The sequence below is a fragment of the Microbacterium schleiferi genome (assembly GCF_015565955.1).
GTDB lineage: Bacteria > Actinomycetota > Actinomycetes > Actinomycetales > Microbacteriaceae > Microbacterium > Microbacterium schleiferi_A.
Genome location: NZ_CP064760.1, coordinates 1 through 18,296, shown reverse-complemented (window position 1 = coordinate 18,296; position 18,296 = coordinate 1). Strand labels below are relative to the sequence as shown.

Genomic DNA, 18,296 nt, shown 5'->3' with positions numbered 1-18,296 from the left:
CGCCCGTCAGACCGAAGCGATGTCGATCGACGAGATGACGACGGGCTCGACCGGGCGGTCGCCGGGGCCGGTAGCGACGGCGCTGATCGCGTCGACGACACGGCGGGATTCGTCATCCGCGACCTCACCGAAGATCGTGTGCTTGCCCTGAAGCCACTCGGGACCACGGCCGCCCTGACCGGGAACCGTGATGAAGAACTGGGAACCGTTCGTGCCCTCGGCCTGGCCGGTGATGGCATTGCGGCGCAGTCCGGCGTTGGCCATCGCGAGCTTGTACGGCTCGGTGAAGGTGAGCTCGGGGCTGATCTCGTCGTTGAAGTTGTATCCGGGACCACCCGTGCCGACGCCCAGCGGGTCGCCGCCCTGGATCATGAAGCCCTCGATGATGCGGTGGAAGATGACATCCGTGTAGAGCGCGCCCTCACCCGGCTTGCCGGTGGCCGGGTGTGTCCAGTCACGGGTTCCGTCGGAGAGGCCGACGAAGTTCTGGACCGTGCGCGGGGCCTGGTCCCCGAAAAGGTTGACGACGATGTCGCCGTGGTTAGTGTGGATCGTGGCGACCGCGGTGTGCTGAGGCATGCCGCCATTCTTTCAGAGTTCGCCGGGAACACTTCCCGTCTGCGGCACACATGGCAAGATGGGAAGACCACGTCGACACGACAGGGAGGGCCCCGTGAGCCTCAGCCGCAAGCGCAAGAAGGAACTCCGCAAGCTCCAGAAGCACGCGAACGACATCTGGGAGTCGCAGCAGGCGCTCGTTGGCGAAGCCGCTGACATCGCCCGCCAAGCGGGTCGGCAGTTGGGCAACTACGGCCGTGAGCAGGTCGTGCCCCAGGTACAGGATGCCTACGGCCGGTACGCCCAGCCGTATGTGCAGCGCGGACTCGCGTCATCCAAGTCGTTCCTGAGCAACCGCGCGATCCCCGCGACGGGTGCGATCGTGGGTTCGGCGCTATCAGCCTGGGATGCCGCGAACGAGACGCGCGCTCGTCTTGCTGCGGGCCGTGGACTGTCGGCGCCTGACGCCAAGAAGTACGCGAAGCTCGCCGACAAGTACGGCAAGGATGTCTCGAAGAAGCTGTCCAAGAAGCTCTCGGCGCTCGAGCCCCAGAAGCAGGGAATCGGGGCGGGTGGCGTCTTCGCCATCATCCTCGGTGTCATCGCCGCTGCCGGTGTTCTGTACGCCGCCTGGCAGACGCTGCGGGCTGACGACGAGCTGTGGGTTGCCGACGACCCGCTGCGCGCTCCCGACGCCTGATCCAGATAGATCAGCTCTCACTGCGGCGACCGGCTTCCGGTCGCCGCAGTTTTTTCGGGGATGCCCTCAGCGGGTGAAGGCGTCCAGTCCCGCCATCCGTAAACCGATGTTGACGAGGCTGACGCGCTTGAGACGGCGCACCTGAGCGAGCGGAAACCACTCCGCGCGATCGGTCGTCCCGTCAGTCTCGTTGCGCAGTTCGCCACCGGTGACATGTGCGCGATAGACGATTCGCAGCGCCTGCAACGGCAGGTCGGACCCGGCGACGAGGCGTCGGTGGGCAGGGATCACTCGCGAATGGATGCCGAGAAGCTCGTCGAGCGCGACGCGGTAGCCGGTCTCTTCCCGCGCTTCGCGGCGAGCGGCGACATCCGGACTCTCCCCGGGCTCAAGACCACCACCGGGAAGAGTCCACCCCGAGGCGCCGCCCTCATTCCAGTGCGCGAGCAGCAGGCGTTTGTCGTCGTCGATGACGATCGAGTACGCCGCGACCCGCAGATCCATGGGTTCACGATACGGGAGCGACCGGGCTCGGCTCCTGCATCCGGGCCCGGAACGTCGCGTTGGAGCGGCGCGGCGCAAGCCGACCCCGCTCGCGAAGGATTGGCAGAACGAGCTCGCCGAAGGCAGCGACGTCCCGCGTGCCAAACACCGGCTCGATGAGGAACCCGTCGAGCCCGGTGCTCGCCGCGAGCTCCTCCACGCCGTCCGCGACCTCGGTTGGGTCGCCGACGAGACGGAACCCGCGCGTGCCGCGCCCGCGCAACTCGTCGAGGATCTCGCGAACCGTCGGTGCCGGTCGGTCAGGGGTGCCGAGGAAGCGCTCGATGTTGCTCGTCCCCATCTGTCCGATGGGCCCGCCCGCGTCGAGCACCTGATGGAGGGTCTGATCGGGGTCGAGCGTCCGCAGGTCGATGCCGGTGTTTCCTGCGTAGAGGGTCGCCACGACATCGTCGGTCTGCATCCGGTCGAACTCGTCGGCCAGCTCGCGCGCCTCGGCGGAGGTCTCGGCGACGATCGCGGTGAGGCCAGCCATCGTCACCAGCGGTGTCATCCGGCCAGCGTCACCCGCGCGCCGGTGCAAGTCGGCCACTGCGGACGCGGTGTGGGACGGTGTGGTCGCCTGGACGAACACGCACTCGGCATGCCGCGCCGCGAACTCCCGACCGGCCGGCGACGTGCCAGCCTGGAACAGCAGCGGCGTGCGCTGGGGAGTCGGCGGGGCTCCGTAGTACCCGCGCGACCGATAATGATCCCCGTCGTAGACGATCCGGTGGATGCCGGACCGCTGCGCGTACACACCCGTCTCGCGGTCGGCGACGAGCGCGTCATTGCTCCAGGCATCCTCCCAATAGCGGCGCGCAAGGGACACGTACTCCTCAGCCATGGCGTATCGGGTGTCGTGCGGGACCATGCCGTCGTGGCCGAAGAGCTCAGCTACCGCATTCTGCGAGGCCCCGGTGACGATGTTCCAGCCGATCCGTCCGCCCGAGATGGCATCGAGGGTCGAGAAGCGGCGCGCGAGTTGGACGGGATGGTCGATCCCGGTCGTCGCGGTCACGACGAACCCCAACTCGGAGGTCTCTCGCATGAGCACCGGGAGGAGCGTTGCGGGGTCATACCCCGAGAAGTTGATGCCCTGCACGACAGCATCCGCACTGATGTCATCGCCGACGATCGGGTAGCCATAGCCGTCGGCGAAGAAGAGGAAGTCAAAGCCGGCAGCGTCCATGACCCGAGCCAGGCGCACCCAGCGCTCCGGGTCGGCGAAGTCGATCGAGTCGCTGAGCGGATGCGGCCAGCTCAGCGTGCCACCCACCTGCGGGCCGTACACCTCGAAAACCCCGAACCGCAGTGCCGACACGTGAGCTCCCTTCGCCGCGCACACGCGTGCAGCGGTCAGGCAACGCTACGCGCCAGCTGTTTCACGCACGTGACAGCATCACCCACGTGGCGGCGGTATTCGCATCGCACCGGGAGGAGAGAAAAACTGTGGAGCCTAGGAGATTCGAACTCCTGACATCCTGCTTGCAAAGCAGGCGCTGCGGCTCATCCGAAGGCCCGGGATCCCTCAGAATCACGGGCACCTCGGGCCGCTCTGGTTTGGCCATATTGGGGCGAGTTGTGGCACGAATGGTCCCCTAGTGGCACGAATCTGGCACGGGATGGGAGCCCGTCGAGGGCTCCCACAGTCGAACGCCCGAACGCATGACTCACGGGCCTGGCATACTCGCCTAATGGGGGATGCACTGGCGCAGGAACCAGACGGCGAGATCGACTGGGACGAGGTCCTCGATCCCGCGACCGGCTGGCTAAAGCCAGGGGTCCATGAGGTCGAGATCGAGGAGTTGGACGAGGAGTTCGTTGTCGCCCGCGACGATGCCCTCCGAGAGCACACCTGGGCGGCGTTTCTTGCCCTGCTTCACCAGACAAAGTCGCTCTACCCCAGCGGACGAATGCTCCTCGCCGGGACCTTCGTCTCACGCCAGGCCAGCCCTCTCGACATCCTCTCCGTCGTCATCGTCCCCGACGAGCCCACGACGATCGAGCAATGGACCGAGGCTGAGTGGGATCGGTTCTACCAACACGTCTCGCTCTACGATGTGATCCTCGGGAGCCTCGGACCCACCTATATGCCTGTCCTGCACCCATTCGGTGGTCGGATCGAGGTCATCCTCTGCCACCCGGACGATGCCGATGAGGTGGTGTCGTGGATGGGTGCTGTACTCCTTGGAGACGGTCGGGAAGTCCCCGGCGCGAGAGGCGCAGCGGAGGTGGTCTGGTGATCCGAGACGACATCGACCGCACCCTCGGCAAGATCGAGGGCGACACGCGACTTGCCCAGTTGCGCCGGACAGGGCTCATGGTCCTGCGCGAGAAGTTCGCACCCTCGGCTCCACCCCTGCGCGTCCAGGTCAGCGAGGATCTCTCGGTGAGCGCGCTCGCGCATCTCACTCACGCGATCCAACGCGCCACGTCACTCTCCGCGAAGGCGCTCCTGGAACCACAGTCTGACTCGATCGTCCTCGGCAAGCACATCCGCGAGTTGACCCCGTTGATCCCTCGGCTTCAGACCGGGCACATGCTCCTGTTCGGGTTTCCCGAGCCAGAGGTCAGCGCCGACCATCTCGAGTTCCAGCGGCCCGAGCATCTCGCGGAGCGCGCGGTGCGGGAGTTCCTCTCTGTGCTCCCGAGGGATGCCAGCGACAGCGACTCGCTCGATGCCTTGCCCGCGCGGAGATCCCAGTTCCGCGCCGCCGTCTCCGCTGTCGCCCGCGCAGTGTCCGACACCAACTCGTCCCTCACATTCAGCCTCCGAGATGATCGCGGCCAGGAGTCCGAGGAGGCCGTGCTCACATCGGCCCAGACCCGACGAGTGCCCGAGGTCCTCAAGGACAGCCGGATCGACTCGACCCCGCTCACCGTCGAGGGGCTCATGGACGGGATGCGAACCCAGCGGCGCGTGTTCTTCATCCTCGAGAACGACACGGGCAAGGAGTATCAGGGTGCGATCGAGGAGCACCAACTGGAGGAGGTCCGGGATGCGATCAACACGCAGGTCCGGGCTCGTCTGATCAAGGCGGTGCAGATCCGCGCGGACGGCTCACACGGGCGGCCGTCCTACAGGTTGCTCGGGCTGATCCCGCGTCCCGAGACTCTCGCGGACTGAGCGCTGTGGATCCTCTGCTCCTGGCGGGGCTCATCGTCAACGCCGGCGTGTTCCTTGCGACTGCTGGTGCCGCTGCCGTGGCCTGGTGGCAAGCGATCGAAGCCTCAAAGTCTCGGGATGTGGCTCTCGCGGCATAGCAGTCCGCACTCCAGGCATGGCAGGACGCGGCGTCCGCCTTGGTGCGCGCCAACGAGATGACCGGCGGGACCCTGCGCGCGCCATTCGCCGCGAAACTCCAGCAGATGACAAACGATGTGCTTTCTCAACGATTCGGCGGCGCTGACGTGGAGACGATATTTCAGGCGATCGCGGAGAAGCACACCCCGGGGATGTCCGCCCTCCAGTTGGCGGCGAACGAGCGGTCGGCGGGCAAGTTCTCCCGGTGGGTATCCACCTACGCTCGCTCGGTCGATGTTTCTACGCCGGACGAGATGATGACCGCACTCTCCGTCATCGATTCACGGGTGCGCGGTTGGATACGCGATCCGGAGGCGACCATGGCCGAGATTCGCGACAATCCTGGGATAGCCGATGATCGCCCGGTCCTAGACACTGACCCGCACGACTACCGCGTGCCCTGAAGGCGGAGAGCCCCGCCATCAGTAGACACAGGGCTCTGTATGAGGCGATCGACTTCTCCAGACAACCGCCCGATCGCAGGTCTGAGGCCGATCACTAGACTCGGCCAAGACGGGACGCCGGGGGCTCCCGCACACGACGAAGGGCACCAATGGCCGGGTTCTTGTCCAAACTGTTCGGCAGCGACAAAGCGAAGGTGGAGCCCACACCCGCTCCACGCGCCCAGCCCGCACCACCAGCAGCCGCTCCTGGTCGCGAGGTCCCGGTCGACTTCCGCGAGGATCTCGAAGTCTCGGGCGAGGCCTACTACCGCGACGGCATCGGCAAGATCTTCCGGAACCTCGGACGCCCCGAGGGTGGCGTGACCATGCAGACCGCGTGGCTCATCCCCGAGCCCGACAACAAGTACGATCCCAACGCCGTCCGTGTCGTCGTCATGGGCGAGCAGGTCGGCCACGTCCCGCAGGAGGTCAGCGCCTCCGTCACGAGGGCTTGCCGGGGAGTCGGCAGAGGGAACGTCGCCACCGTCCTCGCCCGAGTCTGGGCACGAAACGACGACGGCACCTGGAGAGGCCGAGTGACCCTCGCATTCTCTGGAGAGCGGGAGAGCGAAAAGGACTACGCCGCCGATCGTCAGCGATCCGAGGCAGACATCGCAGAGTGGGAAGCGGAGAAGGCACGCAAGGAGGCCGAGAAGGCCGCGCGAGAAGCCCACAAGGAGGCCCGCCGCACCGCTGGCGAGGTCGATGGGCAGTACTGGCCGCTGCTCAAGCCCTCGATCTCGGAACTCAAGCGGCAGAAGCGGTTCGAGGAGGCGCGCGATCTCCTGGAGCAGTGCATCTACGCCGCAGAGCGCGAGAGCGTCGTGACCGGCGAGGTCCCGGATCCGTGGCCGTCCGAGCAGATCTCAGTGGTCCTCCGCCGTCTCCGGGAGTTTCCCCATGAACTCGCATTCCTGGAGCGTTACGTCGCAGCGTGTGGAGATCGGGAGATCCCGGAGAGCGTGACCATGCGCCTGAGCCGGTCCAGGCTCGCAGTGCAGAGTGGGCGAACCCCCGAGGAGTAGCGCCGACAGTCGAAAGCCCCGGCATCCGAAGACACCGGGGCTCCCGATCAGGCGAACGACTACCGGATGCCTTGGAAGCCCGCGCTCGCCTCGACCTCCCGGGCCGCTGAGATGTCGAACCGGCGAACCTCACCCCCGAGTCCGGGGATCTCTCCCGCCCGGGCCTCCTGGTAGCCCTCGGGGTCGGCGCGGTAGAGATCCGTCCACGCGCCCGTGCTGATCTCGCCCGTTTGAGCCTCAGTGAGCACGCGAGCCCATGCGGCGGGACCGGCGATCTCCTGCTCCGCCTGGATCCGCTGGGCGGCGGGCTTATGGCCGAGCGCGGCGAGCCGATCGAACGCGAGCGCGCCGATCTCAGCCTCGATGTCCTCGCGGTGCGGGGAGTCCTTCACCCCAGGCATCGACGGAAGCCAGTCGAGGAGCGCGACGATCGTTCGGAGATCCCCCGAGGCGACTACCTGCTCAGGGCGACGGCCACGATCCAGATCCGCCTGGATGCGGGCATGGATGCCCTCTCCGGAGGGTCGATCGGGACCGCTACTGGCACGACCATGGCACGAACGGCTCTGGAGGCAACGAGAAAGTCCCCCGAGCAGGAGGCCGGAAAGGCACTCTGATCAGGGGACTTCTACTATGTGGAGCCTAGGAGATTCGAACTCCTGACATCCTGCTTGCAAAGCAGGCGCTCTACCAACTGAGCTAAGGCCCCGGGGCTTGCGTGGGGCTACCAGGACTTGAACCTGGGACCTCTTCATTATCAGTGAAGCGCTCTAACCGCCTGAGCTATAGCCCCGTGTGGTGCCGGCGCTTCGCGCCGTCAACCTCCAAGACTTTACCCGACAGGATGCTATTTCCACGAATCCGGATGCCGAAGGTCCGCCGCCGCTCCCCGCCGCGACTCGGGGCGGGATCATCGCCGAGTTCGCTTAGCCGATCCTTCATTGCGCAGCGCGAAGCCGAGTTGTTGACTGAGCGGCGTGACCGACGCAACCCACCCTCACGAACCGCATGCCACCGGCGTGAGTCAGAAGCTCAATTGGCTACGCGCCGGAGTTCTCGGTGCCAACGACGGCATCGTCTCCGTCGCCTCACTTGTCGTCGGCGTCGCCGGTGCGACAACCGACACTCCAGCCCTCCTCCTCGCCGGCGTTGCCGGCTTGGTGGGTGGCGCGATCTCGATGGCCCTCGGCGAGTACGTCTCGGTGAGCAGCCAGCGCGACAGCGAGCGAGCGTTGATCGCGAAGGAGCGTCGCGAGCTGGCTGAGATGCCCGAGGAAGAACTCGAGGAGTTGACGCAGCTCTACCAGGAGCGCGGTCTGAGCCGAGAGACCGCGGCGCAGGTAGCGACGGAGCTCACGGCGCACGATGCACTCGCTGCCCACCTCGAGGTGGAGTTGCACATCGACGAAGACGATCTCGTGAGCCCGTGGCAGGCCGCCTTCTCGTCGGCTGTCGCGTTCACGCTGGGGGCGCTCCTGCCGCTCCTCGCGATTCTGCTCCCCCCGCCCGAGTGGCGGGTGCCGGTCACCGTCGTGGCCGTCCTCATCGCGCTGGCAGTCACCGGCTCGATCTCGGCTCGCCTCGGCGGTTCGTCGCAGGGTCACGCGGTGCTTCGCCTCGTCATCGGTGGCGCACTGGCGTTGGCGGCGACCTACGCCATCGGCACACTGCTCGGCACGACCGTCGTCTGACCTCGACGCCCGCCGATCCTCTCGGCGAACCGGTGTGTCAGTTCGAGGTGAAGCCGACGAGCAGACCGCCGGTGACCTTCACCGCGAGGTTGTAGATCCCGGCAACGACGGCGCCCATGACGGTCACGACCACGAGGTTCAGGATCGCGACGATCGCCGAGAACGCGAGAACCTGCGTAAACGACAGAATCGCCGACATCGAGAAGGCTTCGCCGGTGACGCTGCCGATGAACTCGTCGGCCTGCGAGATGAGGCCCGTGGTGTCCAGGATCAAGAAGATCAGGACGAAGAACACGACTGTCGCGATCGCGATCGCGACGGCCGCGAGGAACGACAGCTTCACAGCCGACCAGAAGTCAACGTAGACGAGCCGCAGGCGCACCTGCTTCGTGGTGGTCTTGCTCGATTTCTTTGCGAGTTTGTCGGCAACCGTCGTCATGCGTCGGGACTTCCTTCAACAATCTGGGGGAGGCGGCGTCATCCGACGCATCCGCGGCTTCGGCGACTTCTGCCACAACCCGCTCTCCGTTACGCGCGACCGCGATGATGCGATCCTCGTCATCGGGGCGGGCGAAGACGACACCCATGGTGTCGCGACCCTTAGCGGGGACCTCGGCCACGGCAGAGCGTACCACCTTGCCGCTGGCAAGAACCACCAAGACCTCGTCGTCCTCAGAGACGATGAGACCGCCTGCGAGCACGCCCCGATCGTCGGTCAGCTTCGCGACCTTGATACCCAGTCCCCGCGTCCCTGCTCGCGATACTGTGCGACATCGGTGCGCTTCGCGTAGCCGACCTCGGTGACGACAAAGACGTAGCCCTCGTCACGGACGACGGATGCCGACAGCAGGCAATCCTCGCCGCGGAACGACATTCCCTTGACGCCCTCGGTCGCTCGTCCCATCGGGCGAAGCGCCGCATCCGTCGCCGTGAACCGCAGGGACATGCCCTGCCGGCTGATCAGGAGGATGTCGTCACCTTCGTCGACGAGCATCGCGGATGTCAGCTCGTCGCCGGCGTCCTCGCCACCGCCACTGTCACCGCCGCCGCGCAGCTTGATGGCGATCACGCCACCCTGACGGTTCGTGTCGTACTCGGTCAGGCGCGTCTTCTTGACCAGGCCACTGCGGGTGGCAAGGACCAGATACGGCGCGGCCTGGTAGTCCCGGATGTCGAGAATCTGGGCGATCTCCTCATCGGGCTGGAGCGCGAGGAAGTTCGCGACGTGCTGGCCCTTGGCATCGCGCCCGGCCTCGGGAAGCTCGTATGCCTTCGCGCGGTAGACGCGTCCCTTGTTCGTGAAGAACAACAACCAGTGGTGGGTGGTCGTCACGAAGAAGTGCTCGACGACGTCATCCGCCCGCAGCTGCGCACCCCGCACGCCCTTGCCGCCGCGGTGCTGCGACCGGTAATTGTCGCTGCGCGTGCGCTTGATGTAGCCGGCGCGAGTGACGGTGATGACCATTTCCTCTTCGGGGATGAGGTCCTCGACCGACATGTCACCGTCGAAGCCGGGCATGATCTCGGTGCGGCGGTCGTCGCCGAAGCGCTCGACGATCGCGGTCAGTTCGTCACGGATGATGGAACGCTGACGCATCGGATCGGCGAGGATCGCCTGGAAGTCCAGGATCTGGGCTTCCAGCTCGGTGGCCTCGTCGATGATCTTCTGCCGCTCGAGCGCTGCCAGGCGGCGCAGCTGCATCTGCAGGATCGCGTCGGCTTGCACGTCGTCGATCTCGAGCAGGTCCTTCAGACCCACGCGGGCGTCATCGACAGTTGCCGACCGACGGATGAGGGCGATGACGTCGTCGAGCGCATCGAGTGCCTTGAGGTAGCCGCGCAGAATGTGCATCCGCTCTTCGGCCTTGCGCAGCCGGAACCGGGTCCGCCGCACGATGACATCGACCTGGTGCTCGATCCAGTAGCTGATGAATCCGTCGAGCGACAGGGTGCGAGGCACGCCGTCGACGATCGCAAGCATGTTCGCGCCGAAGTTCTCCTGCAGCTGCGTGTGCTTGTACAGGTTGTTCAACACGACCTTGGCGACGGCGTCGCGCTTGAGCACGATCACCAGGCGCTGTCCGGTGCGCCCCGAAGACTCGTCGCGGATGTCGGCGATCCCGGTGATCTTTCCCTCGCGCGCGAGGTCACCGATCTTGACGGCGACGTTGTCGGGGTTGACCTGGTAGGGCAGTTCCGTGATCACCAGGCAGGTGCGGCCCTGGATCTCCTCGACATTGACGACTGCCCGCATCGTGATCGATCCGCGCCCGGTGCGGTAGGCCTCCTTGATGCCCTTCGTGCCGAGGATCTGCGCGGAGGTGGGGAAGTCGGGACCGGGGATGCGATCCATGAGCGCTTCGAGCAGCTCCTCGCGGGTGGCCTCGGGGTGCTCGAGCGCCCACAGCGCGCCCGCGGAAACCTCGCGGAGGTTGTGCGGCGGGATGTTGGTGGCCATGCCGACCGCGATACCCACCGACCCGTTCACCAACAGGTTGGGGAACCGCGCCGGCAGCACGATGGGTTCTTGCGTCTGCCCGTCGTAGTTGGGCTGGAAGTCGACAGTCTCTTCCTCGATGTCTCGCACCATCTCGAGGGCGAGAGGAGCCATCTTGGTCTCGGTGTACCGGGGCGCCGCGGCGCCCTGGTTGCCCGGGGTGCCGAAGTTCCCCTGACCGAGCGCGAGCGGATAGCGCAGAGCCCACGGCTGCACGAGGCGCACGAGGGTGTCATAGATGGCGGAGTCGCCGTGCGGGTGGTACTGACCCATGACCTCGCCGACCACGCGAGAGCACTTCGAGAACGACTTGTCGGGCCGGTAGCCGCCATCGTACATGCCGTAGATCACACGGCGATGCACCGGCTTGAGGCCGTCACGGACGTCGGGCAGTGCGCGCCCGACGATGACGCTCATCGCGTAGTCGAGATACGACCGCTGCATCTCCAACTGGAGGTCGACCTGATCGATGCGGCCGTGGTTGTGCACCGGCTCGGGGCGCTGTTCGTCTGCCATGTCTATCTCTACTTCGTCGCTGTACTGACGTCGATCGCTCAGATGTCCAGGAACCGGACGTCTTTGGCGTTTCGCTGAATGAATCCGCGGCGAGACTCGACGTCCTCGCCCATGAGGATGGAGAAGATCTCGTCGGCGGCAGCCGCGTCATCGATCGTCACCTGACGGAGGGTGCGGGTCTCTGGATCCATCGTGGTCTCCCACAGCTCCTCGGCGTTCATCTCACCGAGACCCTTGTACCGCTGGATCGCGTTGTCTTTCGGGATGCGCTTGCCGGCGGCAGCGCCCTCCACGAGAAGTGCATCACGCTCGCGGTCCGAGTACACGTACTCGTGGGGGGAGTTCGACCACTTGAGCCGGTACAGCGGCGGCTGGGCGAGGTAGACGAATCCGGCCTCGATGAGTCCCCTCATGTAGCGGAAGAGCAGGGTCAGCAGCAGCGTCGTGATGTGCTGGCCATCGACGTCGGCATCCGTCATCAGAACGATCTTGTGATACCGAGACTTCGCGATGTCGAAGTCTTCACCGATGCCCGTGCCGAAGGCCGAGATCATCGCCTGGACTTCTTTGTTGCCCAGGGCACGGTCAAGGCGCGCGCGTTCGACGTTGAGGATCTTGCCGCGCAGGGCGAGGATCGCCTGGGTGTGGGGGTCTCGACCACCAACCGCGGAGCCACCGGCCGAGTCACCCTCCACCAGGAAGATCTCGCTGATCGAGGGGTCCTTGGAGACGCAGTCCTTGAGCTTGTCGGGCATCGCCGCCGACTCGAAGACGCTCTTGCGGCGCGCGGTTTCGCGCGCCTTGCGTGCTGCCAGCCGCGCGGTCGCGGCATCGATCGCCTTACGGATGACGTTCTTGGCCTGCGCCGGATTGCGGTCGAGCCAGTCGGTCAATTGGTCACCGACAACCTTCTGCACGAACGCCTTGGCCTCGGTGTTTCCGAGCTTCGTCTTGGTCTGGCCCTCGAACTGAGGCTCGGAGAGCTTCACCGAAATGACAGCGGTCAGCCCCTCCCGGATGTCTTCACCGGTGAGGTTGTCGTCCTTCTCTTTGAGCATGCCCTGGGCGCGCGCGTACCTGTTCACGAGCGTCGTCAGGGCGGCGCGGAACCCCTCTTCGTGGGTTCCGCCCTCGTGGGTGTTGATCGTGTTCGCGAACGTGAACACGTTCTCGGTGTAGCTCGTGGTCCACTGCATCGCGAGTTCGAGGGAGATGTGGCGGTCGGTGTCTTCGGATTCGACCTCGATGATCTCGTCGTTGACGACCTCGGTCTTGCGCACCTTGTTGAGGTACTCGACATAGTCGACGAGCCCGCGCTCGTACAGGAAGTCATCATGCGGCTGCGTGGCCGTCGTGCCTCCGGACTGATCGTCGACCACGTAGGCCGAGTCGGGGCGCTCGTCACGCAGCGTGATCCGCAGGCCCTTGTTGAGGAAGGCCATCTGCTGGAAGCGGGTACGGAGAGTGTCGTAGTCGAAGTGAACAGTGTCGAAGATGCCGGCATCGGGCCAGAAGGTGATGGTCGTCCCGGTCTCATCGCTCGGCTCGGCCTTCGCCAGCGGAGCGAGTGGCGTGCCACCCTCACGGAAAGACTGACGCCAGACGAATCCCTGGCGCTTGACCTCGACCTCGAGGCGGCTCGACAGCGCGTTCACGACCGACGAGCCCACGCCGTGCAGACCGCCGGAAACGGCGTATCCGCCGCCGCCGAACTTGCCGCCCGCGTGGAGCACGGTCAGAACGACCTCGACCGTCGACTTTCCCTCGGTACGGTGCATGTCCACGGGAATTCCGCGGCCGTTGTCGACGACGCGAACGGCGCCGTCTTCGAGGATTGTGACGGTGATCGTGTCGCAGTACCCCGCGAGCGCTTCGTCGACGGAGTTGTCGACGATCTCGTAGACGAGGTGATGCAGGCCGCGCTCACCGGTTGACCCGATGTACATCCCGGGGCGCTTCCGAACGGCTTCGAGACCCTCGAGTACCTGGATCTCGTCCGCGCCGTACGCGTTGTGGACCTTGCCGGCGTTGGCTAACTGCGGATCTTCGGGAACGCTTTCAGGGACTTCTGAGGGCATAGTGAGAGGCGCTCCACATCGACGATAGGACTATCCGCCAGTCTATCAAGTTTGCGTGGCGATCAAGGGCTATACGGGCTTGTGGCGCGATGAAAGTCGTCGAGACGTCCCGGGAGGTGGTTCAACCGTAGGTATCGCGCGGACCACGGCCTGGGACCGCTCTGGGACCCCATTTCCAAGAGGGGACGTCCGGTCCGATGAAACGCACGTTCTCGACGCCCGCTTCGGGAAACCGACGAATGATCTCCGTGAGGATCTGGGAACGCATGAGCTGCAACTGCCGAGCCCACGCGGTCGAATCGGCCTGGACGGTGAGGATGCCGTCGACGAACCCCACGGGACGCGTGTGGCGGGCCGTCTCGGCCCCCGCGACCTCGTTCCACGTGCGAACGACATCTTCGCGGGCCAGCTGCGCGTCCCATCCGGCATCCCGGGTGAGGTCGGTGAGCACGTCGGCGACCCCCTTCGGGTCGCGCCCCGCGGTGAACGGCTGGTTCTCGTCATCCATCCGCCGGCGGCGCCGACGAGCGACCCGAGCTGTGGGGGCAAGTCCTCGAAGACGCAGGTACGTGGCCACGGTCTCGGGAACCGAGGATGCCGCGTCCGATCCGACCGTCATGACGAGCCATCCTCACGCGAGCCATCGACGCTCAACGTGCCGGCCTCGACACGCACGGTGCCGACCCGGAGGGCCGGGGGACATCTTCTTCCACGGCTGCGGTGACGATCACCTGCTCGAAGTGCCCGACGATGTCGGCGAGTCGCGTCCGGCGGCCCGCGTCGAGTTCAGCGAAGACGTCATCGAGGATGACGATCGGATCCCCGAGCTGGGATTCGGATCGCAGCAGGTGCGCGGAGGCGATGCGCAGTGCCAGCGCCAGTGACCACGATTCGCCGTGCGATGCGTATCCTCGCGCCGGAAGTCCCCGCAGCGAGAGCAGCAGATCATCACGGTGTGGTCCGACGAGGTTCACACCGCGATCCAGTTCCGACGAGCGCTTATCCCGGAGCGCACTCCGGAACCGCTCGAACAGGTCGCCAGGTTCGGCGTCACCGACGGCGCGATCCTCGTCATCGGGGTCGGCGCCGTCTACCGAGAGCACCCAGCGGGCATCCGGCGCGTGGTCTGCGCCCGCGATCGCCGCGTACGCGTCGGCGATCGGTCCGGCAAGATCACGCACAAGGGCTTCGCGTGCGCGAATGATCTCGACGCCCAGGCCCACGAGTTTGTCATCCCAGACATCGAGCGTCGGCAGAGCGTCACTATCCAGTCGTCGCGCGCGGGCCGACTTCAGCAGAGCTCCCCGCTGCTTGAGCACGCGGTCGTAGTCGGCGAGCGTCGCCGACAGCCGCGGGTAGCGCTGCACGAGAAGCTGGTCCGCAAATCGGCGGCGAGCTCCCGGGTCGCCGCGCACGACCTGCAGATCCTCCGGCGCGAACAAGACGACGTGCGCGTAGCGCCCAAGTTCACCGGTGCGGATGGTGGTGCCGTTGACCTGCGCGCGGTTGGAACCCTGGCGATTGATCTGAACGTCGACATTCAGCCGCCGCTCGCCGTGGGCGAGCGTCGCGCGGACGATTGCGAAATCGGAACCTTCGCGAACCAGGGGCGCATCGGCTGACACGCGATGCGAACCTGCCGTCGCCAGGTACGCCACAGCCTCAGCCAGATTGGTCTTCCCCTGGCCGTTGCTTCCCACGAGCACTGTCGGACCGCGTGAGAGATCGAGCTCCGCACGAGCGTAGTTGCGGAAGTCGGTGAGACTCAGCCGCTCGACGATCATCGATACAGGCTATCCGCCACCGCAGACGCGCACTCCGCGTCGGCGATCAGCGCAGCAGCAGGTTCGGCTGCAGCAGGTACTTGAACGAGTCTTCGCCCGCGCGGTCGACCGAGGTCTGCGCTGTGATGAGCACCGGGCTGAGCTTGTTGGCGTTGTCGCTGGAGGTGAACGTCACACGCGAGAACTCGCTGCGCACCGCGCCGAGAGCCTCGAGCAGGTACTGCGGGTTCAGACCCAGGGTGACATCCTCACCCGCCAGCGTCGCATCGACGGACTCCGTCGCGCGCGCCTGCTCGGTGCCGGCGGCATCCATCGAGACGCCCTCGGCGGTGAACGTGAATCGCAGGGGCGCTGACCGGTCGAGCACCAGCGAAACGCGGCGGACGGCTTCGGCGAACTCCGAGGTGCTCACAACAGCGTGGTGCTCGGTCTGCTCGGGGAAGAGCCGGCGCACGGGCGGGAAGTTGCCCTTGATGAGAAGCGACGTGACCGTCTTGTTGCCCGCCGTGAAGGCGATGATCTCGCGGTCGCCGCTTCCCGAGAACGCGATGGAGATCTGCCCCGAGTGCGCGAAGGTCTTGCCCACTTCCGTCAGCGTGCGCGCCGGGACAAGCGCGGTGGCGCCCTCTTGCGTTGCCCCACCTGCCGCATCCCACGGGATCTGGCGCAGCGCGACGCGGTACCGGTCGGTGGCAACGAGGCTCAGGTGGTTGCCGGAAACCTCGAGCTGAACGCCGGTGAGAACCGGTGTGACATCGTCTCGCGAAGCGGCGAAGGCGACCTGCGCGATCGCGGTCGCGAAATCCTCGGCAGGAACGAGACCGGACTCGCCCGTGACTTCGGGAATCGCGGGGTACTCCGCCACCGGCATCGAGGCGAGGGTGAACGTCGCCGAGCCGCAGGTCAGTAGGATGCCGCCGTCATCGTCGACGCGCACGGTCACCGGTGCGTTCGGCAGCCGGTTCGCAATCTCGGACAGCAGTCGCCCGTGGACAAGGATCGTGCCCGGGTCATCGACGGTTGCATCGATGAGCGTTCGTGCCGAGGCCTCGTAGTCGAAGGCCGACAGCGAGAGACCATCGGCGCTCGCCTCGATCAGGATGCCCGCAAGGATCGGCTGCGGGTTGCGTTGCGGCAGCAGCTTGACGACGAACGACACAGCCTCGCTGAACACATCGCGGTTGACTTCGAACCTCACGCGCGCTCCCTCGATCCGGTTGGGCTCTCCCATGCTAGTGCCCACATGTCTTGTGACCTCAAGAGATCCGGCCGGCCTGTCCGCGGTGCTCGCTGCATCCCCAAGGTCATCGAACCGGATTCATCTCAAGAAGTTCTTTGTCATGGTGTTAACACCTGTGGGAACTGTGGATGAATCGAGCGATCCCTTATGGCGAGCCGAAACCACATTCGTGTCATTTGTGGACGGATTGCGGAAGAGCTGCGTTAATCGTCGAGCCGGACGACGGAGTCTCGCGGCCAGTTCCACAGGTGACGGACGTGTCATTCACAGTTGAGCCCGACGCGTCCACACTTATCCACAGGTTATCCACACTGTGGGGAACGCGTATTTTTGCGCTGCGGATGGCGCAGTGTCAAGTGAGAATCCATGAGCCTCCTATGAGACCCGGATTCGTCGCAGCGGGACGAGGCTCAGCGGCCGTTGCGTCCGAGCTGGGCGGTGATTTCTGAGACCTGGTTGTAGATCGAGCGGCGTTCTTTCATGAGGTCGCTGATCTTCTTGTACGCGTACATCACCGTCGTGTGATCGCGATTGCCGAAGAGCTGGCCGATTTTGGGAAGGGAGAGACTCGTCCGCTCGCGGCACAGGTACATCGCGATCTGACGGGCCGTGGCAACAGCCTGCGAGCGGCTCGATCCGTACAGGTCGTCGACCGACAGCTTGAAGTAGGTGGCGGTGGCGGCGATGATGTCGGTCGGCGAGACGACGTTGGCGTCATCCTGATCGATGATGTCGCGCAGCACGGTCTGCGCGAGGGAGATGTCGAGGCTCGAGCGGTTCAGACTTGCGAACGCCGAGACCCGGATGAGGGCGCCCTCGAGCTCACGGATGTTCGACGAGACCGCGGTTGCGATGTACTCGAGCACGTCGTCGGGGATGTGAAGTCGTTCGCTCTGCGCTTTCTTGCGCAGAATCGCGATGCGGGTTTCGAGGTCGGGAGCCTGGACGTCGGTGATAAGGCCCCACTCGAAGCGGCTGCGCATCCGGTCTTCGAAGCCGGTGAGGTGCTTGGGGGAACGTCGCTGGTGATGACGACCTGCTTGTCGTGATCGTGCAGCTGATTGAAGGTGTGGAAGAACGCTTCCTGCGTCTCGGCGCGTCCCTGCAAGAACTGGATGTCATCGATCAGCAGGATGTCGACATCCCGATACCGTGCCTGGAACGCAGCGCCGCGGTTGTTCGCGATCGAGTTGATGAAGTCGTTCGTGAACTCTTCGCTCGACACGTACCGGACTTTGATGCCGGCATACAGGCTGATCGCGTAGTCACCGATCGCGTGCAAGAGGTGTGTCTTGCCGAGGCCAGAGTCGCCGTAGATGAAGAGCGGGTTGTACGCCTTTGCGGGGGCCTCCGCCACGGCGACCGCCGCGGCGTGGGCGAACCTGTTGGACTGACCGATGACGAAGTTGTCGAAGGTGTACTTGGGGTTCAGGCGCGTGTCGGTGCGCGAGGACGTACTCGTCGACTCGATCGGTTCCTCGGTCGCGCGGTGCATGGATGGGGCTGGCGGTGCGGCCAGCGGGAGGACGGCGTTGAGGTGAGATTCGGCGAGGTCGGGATTCACGACGACGCGGAATGCCGACACGCTCTCCCCGCCACCGTCGTCAGCGTGGGCGAGGGCCTCGAGGATGGGCGCGCGCATGCGCTTGTTGATCTGCGCGGCAGTCAGCTCGTTCGGAACGTCGAGATAGAGGGTGCCGCCCATGACCCCTTGAGCCACCGCGAGGTTGAGGAAGCCCTCGAGCTGTGGCGTGATCCGATCATCGCCGCGCATGATTTCGAGCGCGGCGGTCCAGACCGGAACGTCGGGAATCTCCTGGGTCGACATGGCCCCCCTCAGGCGTCAGCGGCATCGGTGCGGCGCGCCCGTCCCCGGCTGTGGATAACTATCGGGGCAACGGTAGTCAGCGGCATCCG

General features: G+C 65.6%; 15 protein-coding genes, 3 tRNA genes and 3 pseudogenes. 7 read left to right on the top strand and 14 right to left on the bottom strand.

Annotated features, from left to right (window positions below; all coding sequences use genetic code 11):
• Positions 1 to 6: 6 nt before the first annotated feature.
• On the bottom strand, positions 7 to 579 hold the full coding sequence (locus IT882_RS00100) for a peptidylprolyl isomerase (protein ID WP_195692656.1): 573 nt from the start codon (positions 577 to 579) through the stop codon (positions 7 to 9).
• Between the two features lie 94 nt (positions 580 to 673).
• Here IT882_RS00100 and IT882_RS00095 point away from each other — a divergent pair, with 94 nt between their 5' ends.
• Positions 674 to 1,258 (top strand): DNA helicase, encoded by a 585-nt coding sequence (locus IT882_RS00095; RefSeq protein WP_195692655.1) that lies wholly within the window; start codon positions 674 to 676, stop codon positions 1,256 to 1,258.
• Between the two features lie 66 nt (positions 1,259 to 1,324).
• Here IT882_RS00095 and IT882_RS00090 read toward each other — a convergent pair whose 3' ends face one another.
• The 3 genes from IT882_RS00090 to IT882_RS00080 form a co-directional block, all read right to left on the bottom strand.
• Positions 1,325 to 1,762, bottom strand: a complete 438-nt coding sequence (locus tag IT882_RS00090; RefSeq protein ID WP_195692654.1) for an NUDIX hydrolase — start codon at positions 1,760 to 1,762, stop codon at positions 1,325 to 1,327.
• Between the two features lie 4 nt (positions 1,763 to 1,766).
• Positions 1,767 to 3,122, bottom strand: a complete 1,356-nt coding sequence (locus IT882_RS00085) for an NtaA/DmoA family FMN-dependent monooxygenase (protein ID WP_195692653.1) — start codon at positions 3,120 to 3,122, stop codon at positions 1,767 to 1,769.
• Positions 3,123 to 3,251: 129 nt separating this feature from the next.
• Positions 3,252 to 3,321, bottom strand: a tRNA-OTHER gene (locus IT882_RS00080).
• A 174-nt stretch (positions 3,322 to 3,495) separates the two neighbouring features.
• On the opposite strand from IT882_RS00080, the gene IT882_RS00075 reads away from it, so the two are divergent.
• The 5 genes from IT882_RS00075 to IT882_RS00060 all read left to right on the top strand — a co-directional run bounded on the left by IT882_RS00075 (position 3,496) and on the right by IT882_RS00060 (position 6,573).
• Positions 3,496 to 4,044: a DUF6932 family protein gene (locus IT882_RS00075; protein ID WP_195692652.1), complete on the top strand. Its 549-nt coding sequence runs from the start codon at positions 3,496 to 3,498 to the stop codon at positions 4,042 to 4,044.
• Positions 4,041 to 4,928, top strand: a complete 888-nt coding sequence (locus IT882_RS00070) for a hypothetical protein (RefSeq protein WP_195692651.1) — start codon at positions 4,041 to 4,043, stop codon at positions 4,926 to 4,928. Before IT882_RS00075 ends, IT882_RS00070 begins: the two co-directional genes overlap by 4 nt.
• A 5-nt stretch (positions 4,929 to 4,933) precedes the next feature.
• Positions 4,934 to 5,065: a hypothetical protein gene (locus IT882_RS16810; protein ID WP_267490533.1), complete on the top strand. Its 132-nt coding sequence runs from the start codon at positions 4,934 to 4,936 to the stop codon at positions 5,063 to 5,065.
• A 42-nt stretch (positions 5,066 to 5,107) separates the two neighbouring features.
• Positions 5,108 to 5,509 (top strand): hypothetical protein, encoded by a 402-nt coding sequence (locus tag IT882_RS00065; protein WP_195692650.1) that lies wholly within the window; start codon positions 5,108 to 5,110, stop codon positions 5,507 to 5,509.
• A 149-nt stretch (positions 5,510 to 5,658) separates the two neighbouring features.
• On the top strand, positions 5,659 to 6,573 hold the full coding sequence (locus IT882_RS00060; RefSeq protein WP_195692649.1) for an HIRAN domain-containing protein: 915 nt from the start codon (positions 5,659 to 5,661) through the stop codon (positions 6,571 to 6,573).
• 59 nt (positions 6,574 to 6,632) lie between these two features.
• Here the strand turns inward: IT882_RS00060 and IT882_RS00055 are convergent, their stop codons facing one another.
• The 3 genes from IT882_RS00055 to IT882_RS00045 all read right to left on the bottom strand — a co-directional run bounded on the left by IT882_RS00055 (position 6,633) and on the right by IT882_RS00045 (position 7,366).
• Positions 6,633 to 6,965 carry a hypothetical protein gene (locus IT882_RS00055; protein WP_229382192.1) on the bottom strand — a complete coding sequence of 111 codons (333 nt, stop codon included), beginning with the start codon at positions 6,963 to 6,965 and terminating at the stop codon, positions 6,633 to 6,635.
• Between the two features lie 244 nt (positions 6,966 to 7,209).
• Positions 7,210 to 7,282 (bottom strand) — tRNA-Ala (locus IT882_RS00050).
• 10 nt (positions 7,283 to 7,292) lie between these two features.
• Positions 7,293 to 7,366: transfer RNA gene (locus IT882_RS00045), tRNA-Ile, on the bottom strand.
• Positions 7,367 to 7,550: 184 nt separating this feature from the next.
• Here IT882_RS00045 and IT882_RS00040 point away from each other — a divergent pair.
• Positions 7,551 to 8,264, top strand: a complete 714-nt coding sequence (locus IT882_RS00040) for a VIT1/CCC1 transporter family protein (RefSeq protein WP_195692647.1) — start codon at positions 7,551 to 7,553, stop codon at positions 8,262 to 8,264.
• Positions 8,265 to 8,301: 37 nt separating this feature from the next.
• Here IT882_RS00040 and IT882_RS00035 read toward each other — a convergent pair whose 3' ends face one another.
• The 7 genes and pseudogenes from IT882_RS00035 to dnaA form a co-directional block, all read right to left on the bottom strand.
• Complete coding sequence (locus IT882_RS00035; RefSeq protein ID WP_195692646.1) at positions 8,302 to 8,703, bottom strand: DUF3566 domain-containing protein; 402 nt, start codon at positions 8,701 to 8,703, stop codon at positions 8,302 to 8,304.
• Positions 8,621 to 11,277: pseudogene (gene gyrA / locus IT882_RS00030) on the bottom strand (DNA gyrase subunit A). Before gyrA ends, IT882_RS00035 begins: the two are co-directional and overlap by 83 nt.
• A gap of 38 nt (positions 11,278 to 11,315) precedes the next feature.
• A complete protein-coding gene (gene gyrB, locus IT882_RS00025; RefSeq protein ID WP_195692645.1) occupies positions 11,316 to 13,355 on the bottom strand; it encodes a DNA topoisomerase (ATP-hydrolyzing) subunit B in 2,040 nt (679 codons plus the stop codon).
• A 121-nt stretch (positions 13,356 to 13,476) separates the two neighbouring features.
• Entirely contained in the window at positions 13,477 to 13,974 is a 498-nt protein-coding gene (locus IT882_RS00020; protein ID WP_195692644.1) for a DUF721 domain-containing protein, read from the bottom strand.
• Positions 13,971 to 15,139, bottom strand: a pseudogene (gene recF / locus IT882_RS00015) (DNA replication/repair protein RecF). The gene IT882_RS00020 and the pseudogene recF overlap by 4 nt, the downstream one beginning before the upstream one ends.
• A gap of 46 nt (positions 15,140 to 15,185) precedes the next feature.
• A complete protein-coding gene (dnaN, locus tag IT882_RS00010; RefSeq protein ID WP_195692643.1) occupies positions 15,186 to 16,337 on the bottom strand; it encodes a DNA polymerase III subunit beta in 1,152 nt (383 codons plus the stop codon).
• A gap of 452 nt (positions 16,338 to 16,789) precedes the next feature.
• Positions 16,790 to 18,207 (bottom strand): annotated as a pseudogene (dnaA, locus tag IT882_RS00005) (chromosomal replication initiator protein DnaA).
• Positions 18,208 to 18,296: the final 89 nt, after the last annotated feature.

Bases quoted from the DNA above. Each gene is read 5' to 3' on its own strand.
- IT882_RS00100 (WP_195692656.1), bottom strand. From the start codon at position 579: ATGCCTCAGCACACCGCGGTCGCCACGATCCACACTAACCACGGCGAC.
- IT882_RS00090 (WP_195692654.1), bottom strand. From the start codon at position 1,762: ATGGATCTGCGGGTCGCGGCGTACTCGATCGTCATCGACGACGACAAA.
- IT882_RS00075 (WP_195692652.1), top strand. From the start codon at position 3,496: ATGGGGGATGCACTGGCGCAGGAACCAGACGGCGAGATCGACTGGGAC.
- IT882_RS00060 (WP_195692649.1), top strand. From the start codon at position 5,659: ATGGCCGGGTTCTTGTCCAAACTGTTCGGCAGCGACAAAGCGAAGGTG.
- IT882_RS00035 (WP_195692646.1), bottom strand. From the start codon at position 8,703: ATGACGACGGTTGCCGACAAACTCGCAAAGAAATCGAGCAAGACCACC.
- gyrB (WP_195692645.1), bottom strand. From the start codon at position 13,355: ATGCCCTCAGAAGTCCCTGAAAGCGTTCCCGAAGATCCGCAGTTAGCC.
- IT882_RS00020 (WP_195692644.1), bottom strand. From the start codon at position 13,974: ATGACGGTCGGATCGGACGCGGCATCCTCGGTTCCCGAGACCGTGGCC.